The 17620-nt window shown below is 63.9% G+C and carries 14 protein-coding genes; 3 read left to right on the top strand and 11 right to left on the bottom strand.

What is annotated here, in order from left to right:
* A partial coding sequence (locus BG60_RS26885) for a benzoate/H(+) symporter BenE family transporter (protein WP_034473368.1) occupies nucleotides 1-1093 on the top strand: 1093 nt, incomplete at its 5' end.
* A 376-nt stretch (nucleotides 1094-1469) separates the two neighbouring features.
* Here the strand turns inward: BG60_RS26885 and BG60_RS26880 are convergent.
* The 3 genes from BG60_RS26880 to BG60_RS26870 form a co-directional block, all read right to left on the bottom strand.
* Nucleotides 1470-3023 (bottom strand): class I adenylate-forming enzyme family protein, encoded by a 1554-nt coding sequence (locus BG60_RS26880; protein WP_008347578.1) that lies wholly within the window; start codon nucleotides 3021-3023, stop codon nucleotides 1470-1472.
* A gap of 67 nt (nucleotides 3024-3090) precedes the next feature.
* Nucleotides 3091-4296: an amino acid aminotransferase gene (locus BG60_RS26875; RefSeq protein WP_008347577.1), complete on the bottom strand. Its 1206-nt coding sequence runs from the start codon at nucleotides 4294-4296 to the stop codon at nucleotides 3091-3093.
* Nucleotides 4297-4307: 11 nt separating this feature from the next.
* A complete protein-coding gene (locus BG60_RS26870) occupies nucleotides 4308-5681 on the bottom strand; it encodes an amino acid permease (protein WP_008347574.1) in 1374 nt (457 codons plus the stop codon).
* 135 nt (nucleotides 5682-5816) lie between these two features.
* Between BG60_RS26870 and BG60_RS26865 the strand changes: the two genes are divergently transcribed.
* Entirely contained in the window at nucleotides 5817-6290 is a 474-nt protein-coding gene (locus BG60_RS26865) for an Lrp/AsnC family transcriptional regulator (RefSeq protein ID WP_034473367.1), read from the top strand.
* A 23-nt stretch (nucleotides 6291-6313) separates the two neighbouring features.
* Here BG60_RS26865 and BG60_RS26860 read toward each other — a convergent pair whose 3' ends face one another.
* The 7 genes from BG60_RS26860 to BG60_RS26830 all read right to left on the bottom strand — a co-directional run bounded on the left by BG60_RS26860 (nucleotide 6314) and on the right by BG60_RS26830 (nucleotide 12387).
* Nucleotides 6314-7144 (bottom strand): ATP-binding cassette domain-containing protein, encoded by an 831-nt coding sequence (locus BG60_RS26860; protein WP_404989963.1) that lies wholly within the window; start codon nucleotides 7142-7144, stop codon nucleotides 6314-6316.
* The gene (gene ssuC / locus BG60_RS26855; protein WP_008347569.1) at nucleotides 7108-7890 is read right to left on the bottom strand and encodes an aliphatic sulfonate ABC transporter permease SsuC; all 783 of its coding nucleotides are present in this window, start codon (nucleotides 7888-7890) and stop codon (nucleotides 7108-7110) included. The genes BG60_RS26860 and ssuC overlap by 37 nt, the downstream gene beginning before the upstream one ends.
* On the bottom strand, nucleotides 7887-9035 hold the full coding sequence (gene ssuD, locus BG60_RS26850; protein ID WP_008347568.1) for an FMNH2-dependent alkanesulfonate monooxygenase: 1149 nt from the start codon (nucleotides 9033-9035) through the stop codon (nucleotides 7887-7889). The genes ssuC and ssuD overlap by 4 nt, the downstream gene beginning before the upstream one ends.
* A 138-nt stretch (nucleotides 9036-9173) precedes the next feature.
* A complete protein-coding gene (locus BG60_RS26845) occupies nucleotides 9174-10160 on the bottom strand; it encodes a sulfonate ABC transporter substrate-binding protein (protein WP_008347566.1) in 987 nt (328 codons plus the stop codon).
* 151 nt (nucleotides 10161-10311) lie between these two features.
* Nucleotides 10312-10506 (bottom strand): hypothetical protein, encoded by a 195-nt coding sequence (locus BG60_RS26840; RefSeq protein ID WP_008347565.1) that lies wholly within the window; start codon nucleotides 10504-10506, stop codon nucleotides 10312-10314.
* A 209-nt stretch (nucleotides 10507-10715) separates the two neighbouring features.
* Nucleotides 10716-11411, bottom strand: coding sequence for a CBS domain-containing protein (locus tag BG60_RS26835; RefSeq protein ID WP_033536426.1), 696 nt, complete (start codon nucleotides 11409-11411; stop codon nucleotides 10716-10718).
* Between the two features lie 136 nt (nucleotides 11412-11547).
* Complete coding sequence (locus BG60_RS26830) at nucleotides 11548-12387, bottom strand: alpha/beta hydrolase (protein WP_033536427.1); 840 nt, start codon at nucleotides 12385-12387, stop codon at nucleotides 11548-11550.
* 540 nt (nucleotides 12388-12927) lie between these two features.
* Between BG60_RS26830 and BG60_RS26825 the strand changes: the two genes are divergently transcribed.
* Nucleotides 12928-16065 carry an acetoacetate--CoA ligase gene (locus BG60_RS26825; protein WP_034473365.1) on the top strand — a complete coding sequence of 1046 codons (3138 nt, stop codon included), beginning with the start codon at nucleotides 12928-12930 and terminating at the stop codon, nucleotides 16063-16065.
* A 54-nt stretch (nucleotides 16066-16119) separates the two neighbouring features.
* Here the strand turns inward: BG60_RS26825 and murJ are convergent, their stop codons facing one another.
* Nucleotides 16120-17490: a murein biosynthesis integral membrane protein MurJ gene (gene murJ / locus BG60_RS26820; RefSeq protein WP_008347555.1), complete on the bottom strand. Its 1371-nt coding sequence runs from the start codon at nucleotides 17488-17490 to the stop codon at nucleotides 16120-16122.
* Nucleotides 17491-17620 lie beyond the last annotated feature (130 nt).

The raw sequence follows: 17620 nt of genomic DNA, 5'->3' as shown, positions 1-17620 counted from the left end.
CGCGATTCTCTTCCAGGCCGCGCACGCGGCACATGTCGGCAACGACGTGATCGCGTCGTGGGTCTGGTCCATCTCGATGGGCGCGGCCGTTTCGGGCATCGCGCTGAGTGTGTGGCTGAAGCAGCCGATCATCACCGCGTGGTCGGCGCCCGGTTCGGCGCTGCTCGTCACGCTGTTTCCGGGCATGCCGGTGAGCGAGGCGATCGGCGCGTATATCGTCGCGGGCGCGTGCATCTTCGTGCTCGGCTTGTCGGGATGGTTCGATGAGATCGTCAAGCGCATACCGAAGGGCATCGCCTGCGCGATGATGGCCGGCATTCTCTTTCAGTTCGGCACGAACGTATTCAAGTCGATTGCCGTTACGCCGTGGCTCGCGTTGGGCATGATCGCGAGCTTCCTCGTTTTTCGCCGATGGGCGCCGCGCTACTGCCTCATTCTGGTTCTCGCGTCCGGCTGCGCGCTGGCGATGGCACTCGGCCTGACGCATTTCGAGTCGGTCAGCCTTCATCTCACGCGCCCCGTATTCACGATGCCGACTTGGTCCTGGCAATCGACCGTGAGTCTTGCGTTGCCGCTCGTCATCGTCAGTCTGACGGGGCAATTCCTGCCTGGCTTTTCGATCTTGCGCGTGTCGGGTTATCAGACGCCGACGCGTCCCGTGCTCATGACGACGGGCCTCGCATCGATGCTCGTCGCGTTTTCGGGCGGCATCACGATCGTCATCGCAGCGATTACGGCGGCGCTATGCACCGGGCCCGATGCGCATCGCGACCCGGCGAATCGTTATGTTGCGGGCATCGCCAATGGCGTCTTCTATCTGATCGGCGGATGCTTTGCGGGGACGGTCGTCATGCTGTTCGCCGCGCTGCCGAATGCGTTCGTTGCGGTGCTCGCCGGTCTCGCGCTGCTCGGCGCGATCGCGGCGAACGTCGTGGGGCTGGTGCAGGATGAGGCGCATCGGGAAGCTTCGTTTATCGCGTTTATCGCGACGGCTTCGAATATGAGTTTTCTCGGGTTGGGGTCGGCGTTTTGGGGGATCGTGCTGGGGACGATGGCGCATTTGGTGCTGGGGCGGGCGAGGCACAGGGGCTAATTCGGACTTTGCGTGTATGCCTTCAAAACGCACGGTTATCCCGAGAGCCATCCTCACGATGCGCAAGTCAGGCGGGACGCCGCTCGACTTCCAGAAGTTCACGCTTGAAGACGTGCGTATTAGCGGCGTCGATCCTATTGGATCGGGTGGCTACCATGCCGAGAATGTTTAACTCCCGTTTGCGAGCGTTAAACAGGAATACACCACTCAAAATGCGCAGGGCGGTAGCAATGGTGTCATTACGGCTGCGTTCGATCTTCGGGCACGCTCAATTCGGCAAATGCGTTGATCGTGCTCCGGAGCATGAGTGAGGGACTTGTCGATGGCGGTAGCTTTACGTCGTCGATCGGCGTGCTTACTTACCAAGGACAATATTTCAACTGACTGCAGCCGGCATCGCACGCGCTTGGCCGAATGTACACCTGGTACTTAAGGCCTCCCGACACCAGAACCCAATCGCCGCCCGATTCACCTTCCCTTGCTCGGTAAGCGGCACGCGCTGCACGGCAGCCATCCGCACAACCTTCGCCACTGCGACCCCACACGCCGATTCAAGCGCCCGCATGCAACGCGCGACATCCACACGCCTTCCTGTCCACGGCACCACTACGACATCCCACACATAACCGCGCGCAGCATCGGCCGATGCAACAGCGCGCGCATAGCGCACATCGGGCAACGCACAAAGCGGCGTTTCGATCTGCGCCGGACCGACGACGGCACCATCGATTTCGGCGACATCCCCTCCACGTCCGATCACATGCAGATAACCCCTCCCGTCGATGAAGCCGATATCGCCCGTCATGCACCAGCCATCGCGAAACTTCTGCGCCGCTTCGATCGGCTGCCGGTAATAGCTCTGCGCCACCGCCTTCGATTTCACCTCGATCGCGCCGTGCTCGCCATGACGCGCGAACGTGCCGTCGGCGCGGCGAATCCGCACCTCGACGCCCGGCCGGATGCGCCCGGCGCTCTCGAGCAGACTCGCATCGACGAGATAGTCCGACGGCGTCAACACGCTCACGAGCCCCGCTTCGCTCGCGCCGTACATGTGCGTGAGCACCGGGCCGAGGCGCTCGATCGCGCGCCGCCGCAAAATCGCGGGCGCCGATCCGCCGATATGCGCGACCGAGCGCAACGAAGACAGATTGCGCCGATGAACGTCCGGATGATCCATCGTTTCGAACAGTTGCGGTTCGACGAGCAAGACGTCCGTAATGCGCTCGGCTTCGATCGTCGCGAGCGTTTCGGCGGGATCGTAGCCAGGCTTCAGCACGACGATGCCGCCGCCCATCAACGTGTTATCGACGAGCACTTGCGACAGATACGCAAGCGCGCCGTTGACGAGCTGCCGCCGATCCTCGGGGCTCGGCGCGCTCACCATCGTCGAATATGCGGCGAAGCTGCGGCGGCTCGCTTTCGGCACGCCGGTGGAGCCGCCCGATGACACCACCACCGCGAGATCGTCGGGTCTTGCACGGCTCTCAACCGGCAGATCGTGCTGCACGCGCGCCCGGATATCCAGCCGCAAACGCGCCGGCCCCGTTCCGACATACGCGAGACGCGCGCCGCTATGCGCCGGCACGAGATGCTTCGTCTGTTCGAAGGCGATGAGCAACGTCGGCTGCATGCGCGTGACGAACGCGGCGCGCTGTTCCGCGCGCGTGATCGCGGGCAGGAACATCGTCGTCGCGCCGAGCAGGCCGGTCGCGTAGCGGATCGCGAGCGCATCGGGGCAGTTCGGCGCGAACATCGCGACGAACCCGCCGCGCGTGACGCCGAACGACGCAAGCGCCCGCGCATATCGATAGATCGATGCGCGAAACGCCGCGCCGGTCACGTCGTCGTCGAGATAGCGCAGCACCGTGCGATCGGCGTGCGCGTCGAGTTGGTCGAGCAGCCCATCGACATAAGAGCGAAACGTTTCCATGACTGCATCCCTCCTTCATCAGCGATGGATGCAGTGTGCCCGCGCACAATGAGGCGAAAATGAGCGGCTACGCGATCGCTTTCGACAGCACTTCGCCGATGGCGCGCGCGGTCGCATCGACGTTGCGCTCGTTCAGCGCCGCGACGCACATGCGGCCCGAGCGGATCAGATAGACGCCGTGCCGTTCGCGCAGCACGTCGACCTGCGCGGCGGAAAGCCCCGTGTACGTGAACATGCCGCGCTGCTCGACGTAACGCGCAAGCATCGCATCGGGCACGTTGCCGGAAAGACGCGCGTGAATCGCGCTACGCATGCGCGCGATGCGCGTGCACATCGACGCCAGTTCTTCCTGCCACGATTGCCGCAACGCGGGCGTCGTCAAGACGCGCGCGACGATCCTCGCGCCATGCGTCGGCGGATTGCTGTAGTTCGCGCGCACGGCGCTCGTCAGTTGACCGAGCACGCGCGCCGCTATCTCCGCCGATTCGCAGATCACCGACAACGCGCCGCAACGCTCGCCGTAGAGCGAAAAGTTCTTCGAGAACGAATTGGCGATCAGCGCGGGCACGTTGCGGCGAACCAGCTCGCGAATCGCGAACGCATCCGCATCGAGTCCCGCGCCGAAGCCCTGATACGCCATGTCGATGAACGGAAGCAAGTCGCGCGCTTTGATGGCATCGATGAGCATCGCCCATTGCGCATCGTTCAGATCGACGCCCGTGGGGTTATGACAGCACGCGTGCAGCAGCACGACGCTCTTCGCAGGCAGATCGCGGATCGCCGAGAGCATCGCGTCGAACTTCAGGCCGCCGCTCGCTTCGTCGTAGTACGGATACGTGCCGACCGTGAAGCCCGCGCGCTCGAAGATGAAGCGATGGTTATCCCACGTCGGATCGCTCACCCAGACGTGCGACGCCGGGAAATAGCGCTTGATGAAGTCCGCGCCGACCTTGAGCGCGCCGGAGCCGCCGAGCGTCTGCACGGTCGCGATGCGGCCTTCGATGCGCGCGGGCGAATCGTCGCCGAATACGAGCGACTGCACGGCATCGCGATACGCGGCGAAGCCCGCCATCGGCAGATACGGTTTCGCAGCGGGTTCCGCGAGCAACTGCGCTTCCGCGTCGCGCACGGCGCGCATCACCGGCAGACGGCCTTCGTCGTCGTAGTAGATGCCGATGCTCAGATTGACCTTGTCCGCGCGCGGATCCTTCGCGAAGTCTTCGTTGAGCGAAAGGATCGGATCGCCGGGATAGGCATCGATGTGTTCGAACATGACCGTCTCCTTCAGACGCGCGACAAGGCCGCACTCGCGCGACGGCGATTGCGAATCGCATAGCCGACGCCGAGCACCGCGAGCCACACGGGAATCAGATAGACCGAGATGCGCAGATCGGGGATCAGGCACATCACCACGAGAATGCCCGCGAGGAACGCGAGGCACAGATAGTTGGTGAGCGGATAGCCGAGGCTCTTGAACACGGTCGTTTCGCCGTTGCGCGCCTTCACGCGTCGGAATTGCAGATGGATGAGCGAGATCATCGCCCAGTTGATGATGAGCGCCGACACGACGAGCCCCATCAGCAACTCGAATGCCTTGCCCGGCATCAGATAGTTGATGAGCACGCAGACGGCCGTCGCGAGCGCGGAGACGCCGAGCGCGGCGAGCGGAATGCCGCGCCGGTTGACCTTGAGCAGCGCGCGCGGCGCATTGCCCTGCTGCGCGAGACCATAGAGCATGCGGCTGTTGCAATACACGCCGCTGTTATAGACCGAGAGCGCCGCCGTGAGCACCACGGCATTGAGCACATGCGCGACGAAGTTGCTGTTCATCGCATGGAAGATGAGCACGAACGGGCTGCCGCCGGTCACGACCTTCTGCCACGGATACAGCGAAAGGAGCACGCCGAGCGCGCCTACGTAGAAAATCAGAATGCGATAGATCACCTGATTGGTCGCGCGCGGAATCGTGTGCGAGGGATCGTCCGCTTCGGCCGCGGTGATGCCGACCAGCTCCAGCCCGCCGAACGAGAACATGATGACGGCCATCGCCATGACGAGACCGGAGACGCCGTTCGGGAAGAAGCCGCCGTGACGCCAGAGATTGGTCACGCTCGCGTCCGGCCCGGCGCTGCCCGAGAACAGCAGCCAGCCGCCGAAGCCGATCATGCCGACGATCGCGACGACCTTCACGATCGCGAACCAGAACTCCAGCTCGCCATACGATTTCACGCTCGTCAGATTGATCGCGTTGATGATGCAGAAGCAGACGAGCGCGGAGATCCACGTCGGGATGCCCGGCCACCAGTACTGCACGTAGATGCCGACGGCGGACAGCTCGGCCATCGACACGAGAATGTAGAGCACCCAGTAATTCCAGCCCGACAGAAAGCCCGCGTACTGTCCGCAGTATTTGTCCGCGAAGTGGCTGAACGAACCCGCGACCGGCTCGTCGACGACCATCTCGCCCAGTTGCCGCATGATGAAAAAGGCGACGATGCCCGCGATCGCGTAGCCGAGCAGCACCGATGGTCCCGCCGACTTGATCGTCTGCGCGATGCCGAGAAAAAGCCCGGTGCCGATCGCCCCGCCGAGCGCGATCAGCTGAATGTGACGGTTCTTCAGGCCGCGCTTGAGCGTGCCGTGTCCCTCATGTGTCACGTGTCTCTCTCCTTGTGCTCGATTTAGGGGAATCAGTGTAAATTTGTTACGGCACAATATGATTTCCTAACGCGCGCAGACAAACCCTAGTTTGCGCGTCCGGATTTCATCGATTGGTTCATCGGAGAAAGAAAATTGCAGACTATCGAGATCGATCGTATCGACCTGCGTTTGCTCGGGATACTGCAGTCGCGCGGACGCATCTCCAATCTCGAACTGGCGGAAGCGATCAACCTGTCGCCGGCGCAGACGTTGCGGCGGCATCGGCGGCTGGAAGAGATGAGTGTCATCAAGGGCTACGAGACGCGGCTCGATGCGCAGGCGCTGGGCTTCGGCGTCGTCGCCTTCATTCAGGTGACGATGGAGCGCGGGCACGTGCGCGACCTCGCGAAGTTCAAGGGCGTCGTCGGCAAGCTCGCGGAGATTCAGGAATGCTTCGCCGTGACCGGCGATATCGATTACATGCTGAAGGTGATCGCGCGGGACCTGGAGGGCTTGTCGGAGTTTCTGCTCGACACGCTGATGCGTATTCCCGGCGTGAGCGGCGTGAAGTCGAGCGTATGTCTCGACGAGTTGAAGTGCGTGAGCGCGGTGCCGCTGGAGGGATAGTGAGGGCGGCGCTCACGCCAGGATCAGGTCGAGCCTCGCTGAAGCACCCGCGAAAGCACCTGTTCCTCGAGTTCGGCAAACCCCGGCGCCGTGCGCGTGCGCGGCCTCGGCAGCGGGACGTCGGTATCGAGCGTGATGCGCCCCGCATCGATCAGCACGATGCGATCGCCGAGCGACACCGCTTCCTGCACATCGTGCGTGACCAGCAGCGCGGTGAGCCGATGTTCACGCCACAAACGCTCGATCAAGCCCTGCATTTCGATGCGCGTCAACGCATCGAGCGCGCCGAGCGGTTCATCGAGCAAAAGCAGATCCGGCCGATGCACGAGCGCGCGCGCCAGCGCCACACGCTGACGCTGCCCGCCCGACAGACGCGACGGCCAGTCCTTCTCGCGTTCCGCGAGGCCGACCTCGGCAAGCGTCGCGCGGGCTTCGTCGCGCTTGTCGCGCGGCAGGCCGATCATCACGTTGTCGAGCACGCCCTTCCACGGCAAGAGACGCGCGTCCTGAAACATGATCCGCACTTGCAGTTCGTCCGATCGCGCGGCGGCGTTGCGCTGCAGAATGCCGCCGGTCGGTTGATCGAGACCGGCGATGAGCCGCAGCAACGTCGACTTGCCGCAGCCGCTGCGCCCGACGATCGATACGAAACTGCCGCGCTCGATCGACAAGTCCAGCCGATCCAGCACCGTGCGCTCGCCGAAGCGCTTCTCCACGCCGCGCAGCGACACGGCGATATCGCGCCCGCCGAGCGGCGCGCGCGCATGTGTTTCGACGCGCCTGAACGCGGGCGTCAGCGTGTCGATATCGATCAGATTCATGATTGCGCCTTCGTTTGATACGCCGGATGCCAGCGCAAGGTCGCGCGTTCGATCGCGCGCGCGGCCATGTCGGCGAGTTTGCCGAGCAGCGCGTACAGCAGGATGCCGACGACCACGACATCGGTTTGCAGGAACTCTCGCGCGTTCATCGTCATGTAGCCGATGCCCGACTGCGCGGAAATGGTCTCGGCGACGATCAGCATCACCCACATCAGCCCGAAGGCGAAGCGCACGCCGACGAGTATCGACGGCAACGCGCCCGGCAAAATCACATCGCGATACAGCGCGAAGCCGGACAAGCCGTAGCTTCTCGCCATCTCGATCAGGTCGCGATCGACCGAGCGGATGCCGTGATACGTGTTGACGTAGACCGGAAAGAACACGCCCAGCGCGACGAGCACGAGCTTCGCTTCCTCGCCGATGCCGAACCACAGGATCAAGAGCGGAATCATCGCGAGCGCAGGGATGTTGCGGATCATCTGCACGGTCGAGTCGAGCGCGATTTCGGCGGGCTTGAAAAGACCCGTCGCGAGACCGAGCACGAAGCCGATTCCGCCGCCCATCGCGAAGCCCGCGAGCGCGCGGCCCGCGCTGACCTTGACGTTGGCCCACAGATCGCCGGATTCGATCAGTGCCCACGCCGCCTTCACCACCGCGAGCGGTTCGGGCAGCACGCGCGACGACAGTCCGCCCGTGCGCGCGGCGCTTTCCCAAGCGATGAGGATCATCAACGGCACGAGCCACGGCAGCGCGCGGCGGGCAATGAATGCCAGTTTCATGATGCCGATGCGCGCGGCAATTCCGACGTGCCGATGACTTCCCCGAACGGCCCCGAGAGCGGCCCGCTCGCCTGCTCGCGCTGCTTGCGCGGCAGAAGCGGAAACACCAGTTCGGCGAAACGATACGACTCTTCAAGATGCGGATAACCCGACAGGATGAACGTATCGATGCCGAGTTCCGCGTACTGTTTCATCAGCCCGGCGACCTGCTCCGGATTGCCGACGAGCGCGGTGCCCGCTCCGCCGCGCACGAGCCCGACGCCCGCCCACAGATGCGGATACACCTCCAGCTTGTCGCGGCTGCCGCCGTGCAACGCGGCCATGCGTCGCTGGCCTTCGGAATCCATCTTCGCGAACGAGGCCTGCGCGCGGCGGATGGTTTCATCGTCGAGCTTGCTGATGAGTTTGTCGGCGTCGGCCCATGCTTCCTCTTCGGTCTCGCGCACGATCACATGCAGGCGAATGCCGAACTTGATGTCGCGCCCTTCCGCTTTCGCGCGGCTGCGGATATCGGCGAGCTTCTTCTCGACGTCCGCGGGCGGCTCGCCCCACGTGAGATACGTGTCGATGTGCTTCGCCGCGATATCGTGCGCCGCCGCCGACGAACCGCCGAACCACAGCGGCGGATGCTGCTTCTGCACCGGCGGATACAGCACCTTGCCGCCCTGCGATTGCAGATGCTTGCCGTCGAAATCGAAGCTGCCGTTGTCGTGCGACTGTTCGAGCAGGCCGCGCCAGATCGTGAGGAATTCGTCGGTGATTTCGTAGCGCGTGTCGTGATCGTGAAAGACGCCGTCGCCCGCGAGTTCGGTCGGATCGCCGCCCGTCACGACGTTGATGAGCAGACGCCCGTTCGAGAGCCGGTCGAACGTCGATGCCATGCGCGCCGACAATCCCGGCGAGCTCAGGCCAGGGCGAATCGCGACGAGAAACTTGAGGCGCTTCGTCGCGGGAATGAGGCTCGACGCGACCACCCACGCGTCCTCGCAGGAACGGCCCGTGGGCAGCAGCACGCCTTCGTAGCCGAGCGTATCGGCGGCTACCGCGATCTGACGGAAGTAATCGTAATTCGCGGCGCGCGCGCCTTGCGACGTGCCGAGATAGCGGCTGTCGCCGTGCGTGGGGATGAACCAGAAAACATTCATGTTCGTCGTGTCTGAGAGAGGGCTTGCCGCGCGCAGGAATGCAGCGGCGCTCGAACGAGTCTAACGACGCGTCGCGCGCGGCTGAACCATCGATTCGCGCTAAGGATGTGCGTGATCGTGCTAACGCCGGTCGCCGCGTCAGGCAACGTTCCAGCGCGCTTCGGTCACGTCGAGCTTCTTCGGGATGAGCTTGAGGCTCGTGAAGGTATCGGCGATCTGCTGCTGGTACGCGAGCGTGGCTGGATCGATCGGCTGCACGCCGTACGACGTGCGTTTCAACGCCGTTTCGAGGATGCCGGTATCGAGCCCGACGAGCGGCGACAATTGCGCCGCCACGGCGGAGACGTTGTCGCGCGCCCAGCGATCGACCTGATCCAGCTCTTCGAGCACCGCATGCACGAGTTGCGGCTGCGCCGCCGCGATCTTGCGCGTCGCGAGGTAGTACTGCACGTTGCGCACGATGCCTTCTGCGTCGGTCAGTTGACGCGCGTTCGCCTGCTTTTCGGCGGCGGCGAGATACGGATCCCAGATCGCCCATGCGTCGATGCTGCCCTGCACGAACGCGGCGCGCGCATCGGCGGGCGCGAGATAGACCGGTTGAATATCCGACCACGTGAGATTCGCTTTTTTGAGCGCCTCGACGAGCAGATAGTGAACATTCGATCCTTTATTCAGCGCCACTTTCTTGCCGCGCAATTCCGCGACCGAACGGATAGTCGAATCCTTCGGCACGACGATCGCCTCGGCGTGCGGCGCGGGCGGCTCGTGGCCGATATACACGAAGTCGACGCCCGCCGCCTGCGCGAAGATCGGCGGCGTCTCGCCTACCGTGCCGATATCGACCGCGCCCGCATTGAGTCCCTCGAGCAGTTGCGGCCCGGCCGGGAATTCGAGCCATTGCACCGTGACGCCTTGCGCCGCAAGGCGTTTGTCGAGCGATCCGCGCGCCTTGAGCACGACGAAGTTGCCGTACTTCTGATAGCCAATACGCAAGGTCTTCGGCGCATCGGCGGCTTGCGCGATGCGCGTGGCGAGCCCGCCCGACAGCCCCGCACCGAGCGCGGCGAGCGTGAAGAGCGTGCGACGGCGCGCGGGAATGGAAGGCGTGTTCTTGCGGTCGGACATGCGTGTTTCCTCGTTGAGCGAAGGCATCTTTACCGATGCCAATGCTAACAACGCATGCCTCGCGGGCTAAACGAGAAATCGTGATATCGATAGTGCGGTCAGGCCGATGCGTACCGACGTGACTCAGTATGTCTGCACACGTCCCGACGACTCAGTGAGTGCGCCGCACGGCGCGCAGCAGCCAATCGCCATCTTCCGTGATGCGCGGCAGTTGCGCGCCGCTCACGAGTTGTTCCATCGCGATCAGTTGACGTTCGAGAAGCGTGTCGAGCTCGTGCCGGTCGATGATCTGATCGGCGGCATCCTTGACGAGCATGAGGGTTGCGAATTCGTGTGCGCTGAGCATACCTGTCTCCCCATCGTTTGATTAGCTGATGTAGGCATGCGCTTCGGACGCATGACCCGGGGGTACCTCTGGCCGCGATAGCAGCGGGATTCGATAGTAGGACCGGATGCCCGTTCGCGGCAATTCGGGTCGTCCCGGATAGTGGGAGAAATCGGCCGATCGAGACGACTTACGCCGCGACGCGCCTGTCGTTGATCGGCTTTGGACTTTCACAGCCCCGGCATGATCGGATAAGGAATCGTGTGATCCTCGACGCGCTTCACGCCCGGAATGCTTTGCGACGCGATACGCATGGCATCGAGCTGATCCCTCGACCACACCGTGCCCCACAAATGCACGACGCCATCGCGCACGACGATATTGCGCCCCGGAAACGCCCAGCCGCGTCCAGCGAGATCGCCCATCAGCATGGCGCGGATTTCGGCATCGCTGGCGAGCGCCTCGGGCGCGGCTTCGACGGCGAGCGCCGACGCCAGCGCCTGCACCAGATTCGAGCGGCTGACGATGCCGACGAGGCGGCCATCGCGCAGCACCGGCACGCGCTTGATGTGATGGCTTTCGAGCACCGCGGCGATATCGGCCAGCGACGTGTCCTCTTTGACGCAGATGGGTTCGCGCGTCATGATCTCGCCGACCGTCGGGGCATGCGACTTGATGTAGTCGGCCGCGCCGCCATCGGAGCCGAGCATGTCGAGCCACCACGAGCGGCGGTTGCGTTTCTCGGTGCCGATTTCCTCGCGATGAAGCAGATCGCCTTCGCTGATCATGCCGACGACGCGCTCATCCTGATCGACGACGGGCGCAGCGCTGATGCGGTGCTGCACCAGGAGCCGCGCCAGGTCATGCACTCTCGTTTCGGGCGTGACGGAAACGACAGGGGAAGTCATTACATCGCGTGCTTGCATCATGTGCTCCGGAGGTCGATGAATAAGGTCGCGCATACGCGTCCTGAATCACTCTAAGGAGCGCTGCGCGATCCTCGATTGACTTGCATCAAGCAATCCACCGGAGCACGCGTGCGGCGAACCGACGCGGCCTCGTTCAATGCGCGCCGATGAACGCGACGACGTCGGCGAGAACGGGCGAATCCTTGCGGCGCGACGCCGAGAACGTGTCGATGATCGTGTCGTGGCCGTATCCCGCGTATTTCTTCAGCACGACAGCGTCATGATGCGCGCGCAGCGCTTCCGCGAAGCGATCGCTGTTGCGCGGATCGACATCGGTGTCGGCCGTGCCTGCGGCGAGCAGCATCGGCGGTTCGTCTCCCGATATGAACGCGATCGGCAACGCACCCGCGCGCAACGCCGCCGGAAAGATCTCGTCCATGTGGGGATCGCTCGTCGGGATCGCGGCGTAGGGGCCGGCGAGTCCGATCATCCCGCGCAGCGAAGTATTCGCGATGCCTTGCGTGGCGAGATAGCGCGGATCGGTTGCGAGCATCGAGGCCAAGTGCGCGCCGGAGGAATGCCCCATCAGAAAGATGCGATTGGGATCGCCGCCGTATTCGTGCGCGTGATCGCGTGCCCAGCGCACGGCGGCGGCGGCGTCATCGAGAAAGCCGGGGAAAACGGCTTGCGGATAAATGCGGTAATCCGGCGCGACGGTCACGATGCCGTGCGCGGCGAGCGCCTCGGCAATATTGCGCGAGTCCTTGCGATGGCCGCTTTGCCAGCCTCCGCCGTAGAAATACACGACGACCGGGCGATTCCCCGGCGTGCCCGAATCGGGTGCATAGACGTCGAGCCGCTCGCGCGGATCCGTGCCGTACGCGATACCGTCGGCTCGTTCGCTATCGTGTTCGAGCGCGCGCGCCGCTATGACGCCGCCCACGCATGCCGCCAGCGCGAGGGCAATGAACTTTCTTCTTGCCGGAAAATGCATGTTGCGTTCGGAGTATTTTTTCAGGCGACATGACATGATGCACGACGCTTATTGTCCGTGCTGGAAATATCGTTGCGTGCATCATCTTAGAGCAGCAGGAACCGCACACACTTACGGCGGCCTGACGAATAGCATCACGAATCTTTCATAATCTTTCCAATTAGGAATGCCACGCATACCGGTTATTCGATGTTTATAAGCGTGTCGAATTCACGCATCGCAAATCGCATTGTTTCGGTCGCGCGAGGTCGCGAATTAACTCTTCAGCCCCTGATTAAATAATATGGCATGACCAGCCGACGATTCGCGTCATTCCTACCGACTCCCAACGCGCTTCATTAATCAGCGAACGACTTGTGTTTCTCTCCGCACATTACCGGGCGATCTGTCTGGATACGCTTAATCGTCGATGGCACATGTCCGCCGGAATCGGACCTATTCGAGAGCGCGAAAAAGCGCCGCAGACAATCCAGAGATTTAAAAAAAGAAGGCAAACCGAGTGCCCAAAGGTATTGCCATAACTGCTGAGGGAGCCACTTCATGGATCGTTCGGAATCGCTCGGCGAGGCGAGGTCGCGTCTGCCGATTTTTGTCCAGGAAACCGTCCAAACCACACCATCGCAGATATCCGCATTCACCGCGGCGCTGCGAGCGCAATCCGGCCAGCCATTAAAAGACTTTAGCGAGTTACACGACTTCTCGATCCGCGATTACCGCGGCTTCTGGAAGTCCTTTCTGCAATGGACGCCGGGATTGACGTGGTCGGGCAAAGCCGAGCCGGTATGCGTCGGCGATAGTTGCGAACACGCGCGGTTCTTTCCCGACGTCACGCTCAATTACGCTGAGAATCTGCTCGGCTTCTCGATTGCGCCCGCGGATTCGCCCGCGCTCACCGCCTGTCACGCCGATGGCCGCCGCGTGCGCTTTACGCGCGGCGAATTGCGTGCGCGCGTGGCTCGTCTCGCCGACGCGCTCACGCAACTCGGCCTGCGCGAAGGCGACCGCGTCGCGGGCGTGATGCGCAACGACGCCGATGCGATCGTCACCGCGCTCGCCGTGACCGCGATCGGCGCGACGCTGTCCACCGCCGCGCCGGAAATGGGCATCGAAACGCTGCTCGACCGCTTCACGCAACTCGAACCGCGCTTCCTGTTCGCGCATACCGCCGCCAAGCCGTTCGACACCGGCACGCCGCTCGACAAGAAGATATCGATGCTCGCCGACGCGCTCCCAACGCTTGCGGGCATCGTCAGTCTCGATGGCGATCCGTCGGCCGTGCACGCCGCGCCGCCCGTCAACTCGCTGGACGCGCTGCTCGCGGCCGGCGATCCGGCGCGGGTCGAATGGAAGCGCTTTAACTTCAATCACCCGCTCTTCGTGATGTTCTCGTCCGGCACGACCGGCAAGCCCAAATGCATCGTGCACGGCGCGGGCGGGAGCCTCATCGAGCATCTGAAGGAGCATCGGCTGCATTGCGATCTCCGGCCGGGCGACCGCATGTTCTTCCACACGAGTTGCGCGTGGATGATGTGGAACTGGCAGTTGTCGGCGCTCGCGTCGGGCGTCGAAATCGTTACCTATGACGGGCCGATCGCATCGGTCGATACGTTGTGGCGGCTCGTCGCCGAAGAACGCGTCAACGTGTTCGGCACGAGTCCCGCGTATCTGAAGATGTGCGAGGACGCCGGGCTCGTGCCGTCGCGCGAATTCGATCTGGGCGGCCTTCACGCGATGATGTCCACCGGCGCGATCCTCTTCGACGCGCAGTTCGAATGGGTCCGCGACAACGTGAAGCCGCTGCGATTGCAGTCGATTTCCGGCGGCACCGACATCCTCGGCTGCTTCGTGCTCGGCAACCCGGACCTGCCGGTTTATGCGGGCGAGGCGCAATGCAAGAGCCTCGCGTTCGATGTGCAGGCGTGGCGCGACGGCGCGCGCACGCAAGGCGTCGGCGATCTGGTGTGCGTGAACCCGTTCCCGTCGCGCCCGCTCGGATTTCTCAACGATCCGGACGGCGAGCGCTTTCACAAGGCGTATTTCAGCGCCAATGCGGGCGTGTGGACGCACGGCGATCAGATCGAGTTTCCGCCGGAAGGCACGGCGCGTCTGCACGGACGCAGCGACGGCGTGCTCGTCGTGCGCGGCATCAATGTCGGGCCGGGCGAGATCTATCGCGTGCTCAACGACATTCCCGAGATTCGGGAGGGCATCGTCGTTCAGCAGCGCGTGCGCGCCGCCGATGCCGATGCCGATGCGCCCGGCAATCCGGTCGGCGAACGGCTCGTGCTGCTCGTGACGCTGAAAGCCGGCGCGCGGCTCACCGGCACGCTGATCGCGCGCATCCGGCGCGATCTCGTGAGCCGCACGTCCGCCGCCCATGTCCCCGACGTGATCGCGGCCGTCGACGATCTGCCGGTCACGCATAGCGGCAAGCTGACGGAAGCCGCAGTGCGCAATGCCGTCAACGGGCTCGATGTGACCAACGCCGCCGCGCTGCGCAATCCGGCATCGCTCGATGCGATCCGTCATCATCCCGCGTTGCAGCCGCGATCCGGCGACGTGCCGCAGAGCTACGCGACGCGCGAGGAACTGGAGCGGCTGTTGCAGACGAAATGGGAGCAACTCTTCGCGTTCGCCCCGATCGCTCGCGACGACAATTTCTTCGAACTCGGCGGACATTCGCTGCTTGCGGCGCGTCTGCTGGCGGAACTGCAACCGATCATCGGACGGCCAATCCCGCTCTCGACGATGTTGCGCGCGCCGACCATCGCGAAGCTCGCCGATGTCATCGACAACGGCGCGCTGCCGCAGACATCGGAAGTGCTCGTGCCGATGCGCGAAGGCGAAGGCGTCCCGCTCTTCCTCGTGCATAGCGTGACGGGATCGGTGCTCGAATGCACGCGCCTGATCGGCAATATGCGCAAGGAGCGCCCGGTGTACGGCCTTCAGGCGCTCGGGCTCGATGGCGAGACGGCGCCGCAACGCCGCGTCGAGGACATGGCGAAGACTTACGTCGAGCAGATTCGCAAGGTTCAGCCGAACGGCCCGTATGCGCTCGCCGGATTCTCGTTCGGCGGACTGGTCGCGCTCGAAATCGCGCAGCAGTTGTTCGGCGCAGGCGAGCAGACAGAGTTCGTGTGTCTGCTCGACACCTACGTGCAGGAACGCTGGCTGCCGTGGTTCGCGCTGCTCGAATTCCGCCGCGATTACGCGAGCCGTCTATGGAAGACGCTCGCGCGGATGTCGCCGCGCGAACGCGTCGGTTTTGCGGGCGCGAAGTTGTCGGCCGCCGGGAACAAGCTGGCGATGCGCCTCGGCCGCGTGCCGCAGACGCCGGCGCAAGTCGCATCCGCCGATCCGATGCCGCCGGTTTTGCGGCGCATGCGCGACACGTTCCGCGCCGCGATGAACAACTATCGGCCGAAGCCGTACGAAGGCGGCCCGATCGTCTACGTACGGGCCGCGTCGCGCGAGGAAGACCGGGGCGATCCGCTGCCGCTCTGGCGCAAGATTGCGCGCCGTGGGCTGACGGTCGCGGAAGTGCCGGGCAACCATGCGGGCGTCATCGAGGAACCGGGCGTGTATGCGGCGGCTGCCGCGCTCGACCGCGACTACAGCGCCGAGGACGACACCGAAATGCAGCGTCGCGGTCATGGCGTGATGGTGCGGGGCGCGTAGGACTTGCCAGCGGGTCAGCCGCTCGCGCGAACGGAGCGGCTGACTGCCGATGAATCACTGGCTATCGGAACGCGGTGCGGTAGCGGTCGGCGCGAAGCTGGTGAGGAAGAAGTAGCAGATGAAGACGCTCGCCGCGCCCACGCCGGTCCCGAGCAGCACGCCCTGCGATCCGAAAAAGCGGATCAGAATCGCCGTGGCCGCTAGCTTGGTCGCGAATCCCAGCACGGAAATGACCGTGATCGCCTTGTAGCGCGCCTCGCTCGCGAACGACTGAATGAGCACGCACATCCCGAACGAAAACGGAATCTGCGAAAGCCCGCAGCGGAACAGGCTCGTGACCGCGATCGTGTCCTCGCTCGTGAACGCGCCCTTCTGGAACAGCAGCTTGATCGCGTACGGCGCAAGCGCATAGGCGATCATCGCGCCGACCGTTCCCACGCCCAGCATCACGAACGACCATTTGCGCGCCGTGCTGCGCGCCCGCGCGTGATCGCCGCGATGCAGGATTTCCGAAAGAATCGGCAAGGTCGCCCGACTGATCGCGATCGCGCCCATGCTCACGAGCAGCGACAGCAGCCGGTTCGCGTAGCCGAGCGTCGCGATGGCGCCATCGCCCATATGCGCCATGAAGTATTGATCGACGGGAAGCCACAGGTTCGCCACCACCGAGCCGATCAGCAACATGCCGAGCGAGCGCGTCATGCCCGGCCAATGCGGCGCGCGCACGGAGAGACGCGGGCGCGCGGGCACGCCATCGGCGCGCCGGGCGAGGATGCGCAGCCACACGGCCTGAATCACGATGCCGATCGTCGTGCCGACGATGAGCGGCATGATCGACGTGTTGTTGCGCGCGCTCAGCACGAACACCAGCAGCGCGATGGCCGGCACGCATTCCAGCAGCGTGTTGATGTGCCTTTCGGATGCCTGGAGCCGCGCCGCCGAAATGCAGATCGTGAAGGCCAGCACGCCGACCGGCGTCATCCCGACGACCATCTGCCGGCACATTTCGCGCGTCGATTCGGAGAGCGTTCCGGCGAAGAGACCGACCATGTGCGGCCACAAAAAATACAGCAGCAGCGATACCACGATGCCGATGGCAAGCCCCGCGCCCTCGAGCTCGCTGAGAAGCTGGTTCTGCCGGTGCTTGTCGTTCCTGAGCGCGACGAGCGCGGGCACGAGCAGCACGCTCAACTGATTCGTGATCGTCGCGGGCAGCCAGGTGATGATCGTGAGCGCGAGCTGATAGGCATCGACGGTGCCGCTGACGCCGTATCGATACGCGATCGCCATTTCCTTCGATGCGCCGATCAGCTTCCCGGCAAGAACGAACAGCAGCAGGACGAAGGCGCTCCTCGCGATGCGCTTGTGATCCTGATGAACCCCGAGCAGACGTTCTCTTAGCGATTGCACTGTTGCGGTCAGCACTCTCCCTCCGGCAAATTGACCTCGATCCGCGCAAGACGGATGCTTGCTTGCGCACCGGGGGAGAGTGCATCAAACGGCATGCGCGAACTGTTCGCCACAGCACGGCGCGCGCCGATGCCATGCGCGAACC

The organism is Caballeronia zhejiangensis (assembly GCF_000698575.1).
GTDB lineage: Bacteria > Pseudomonadota > Gammaproteobacteria > Burkholderiales > Burkholderiaceae > Caballeronia > Caballeronia zhejiangensis.
This window is presented reverse-complemented; position numbering and strand designations above follow the sequence as displayed.

Bases quoted from the DNA above. Each gene is read 5' to 3' on its own strand.
- BG60_RS26825 (WP_034473365.1), top strand. From the start codon at position 12,928: ATGGATCGTTCGGAATCGCTCGGCGAGGCGAGGTCGCGTCTGCCGATT.
- BG60_RS26875 (WP_008347577.1), bottom strand. From the start codon at position 4,296: ATGTTCGAACACATCGATGCCTATCCCGGCGATCCGATCCTTTCGCTC.
- BG60_RS26830 (WP_033536427.1), bottom strand. From the start codon at position 12,387: ATGCATTTTCCGGCAAGAAGAAAGTTCATTGCCCTCGCGCTGGCGGCA.
- ssuD (WP_008347568.1), bottom strand. From the start codon at position 9,035: ATGAATGTTTTCTGGTTCATCCCCACGCACGGCGACAGCCGCTATCTC.
- ssuC (WP_008347569.1), bottom strand. From the start codon at position 7,890: ATGAAACTGGCATTCATTGCCCGCCGCGCGCTGCCGTGGCTCGTGCCG.
- BG60_RS26845 (WP_008347566.1), bottom strand. From the start codon at position 10,160: ATGTCCGACCGCAAGAACACGCCTTCCATTCCCGCGCGCCGTCGCACG.
- BG60_RS26835 (WP_033536426.1), bottom strand. From the start codon at position 11,411: ATGCAAGCACGCGATGTAATGACTTCCCCTGTCGTTTCCGTCACGCCC.
- BG60_RS26880 (WP_008347578.1), bottom strand. From the start codon at position 3,023: ATGGAAACGTTTCGCTCTTATGTCGATGGGCTGCTCGACCAACTCGAC.
- BG60_RS26840 (WP_008347565.1), bottom strand. From the start codon at position 10,506: ATGCTCAGCGCACACGAATTCGCAACCCTCATGCTCGTCAAGGATGCC.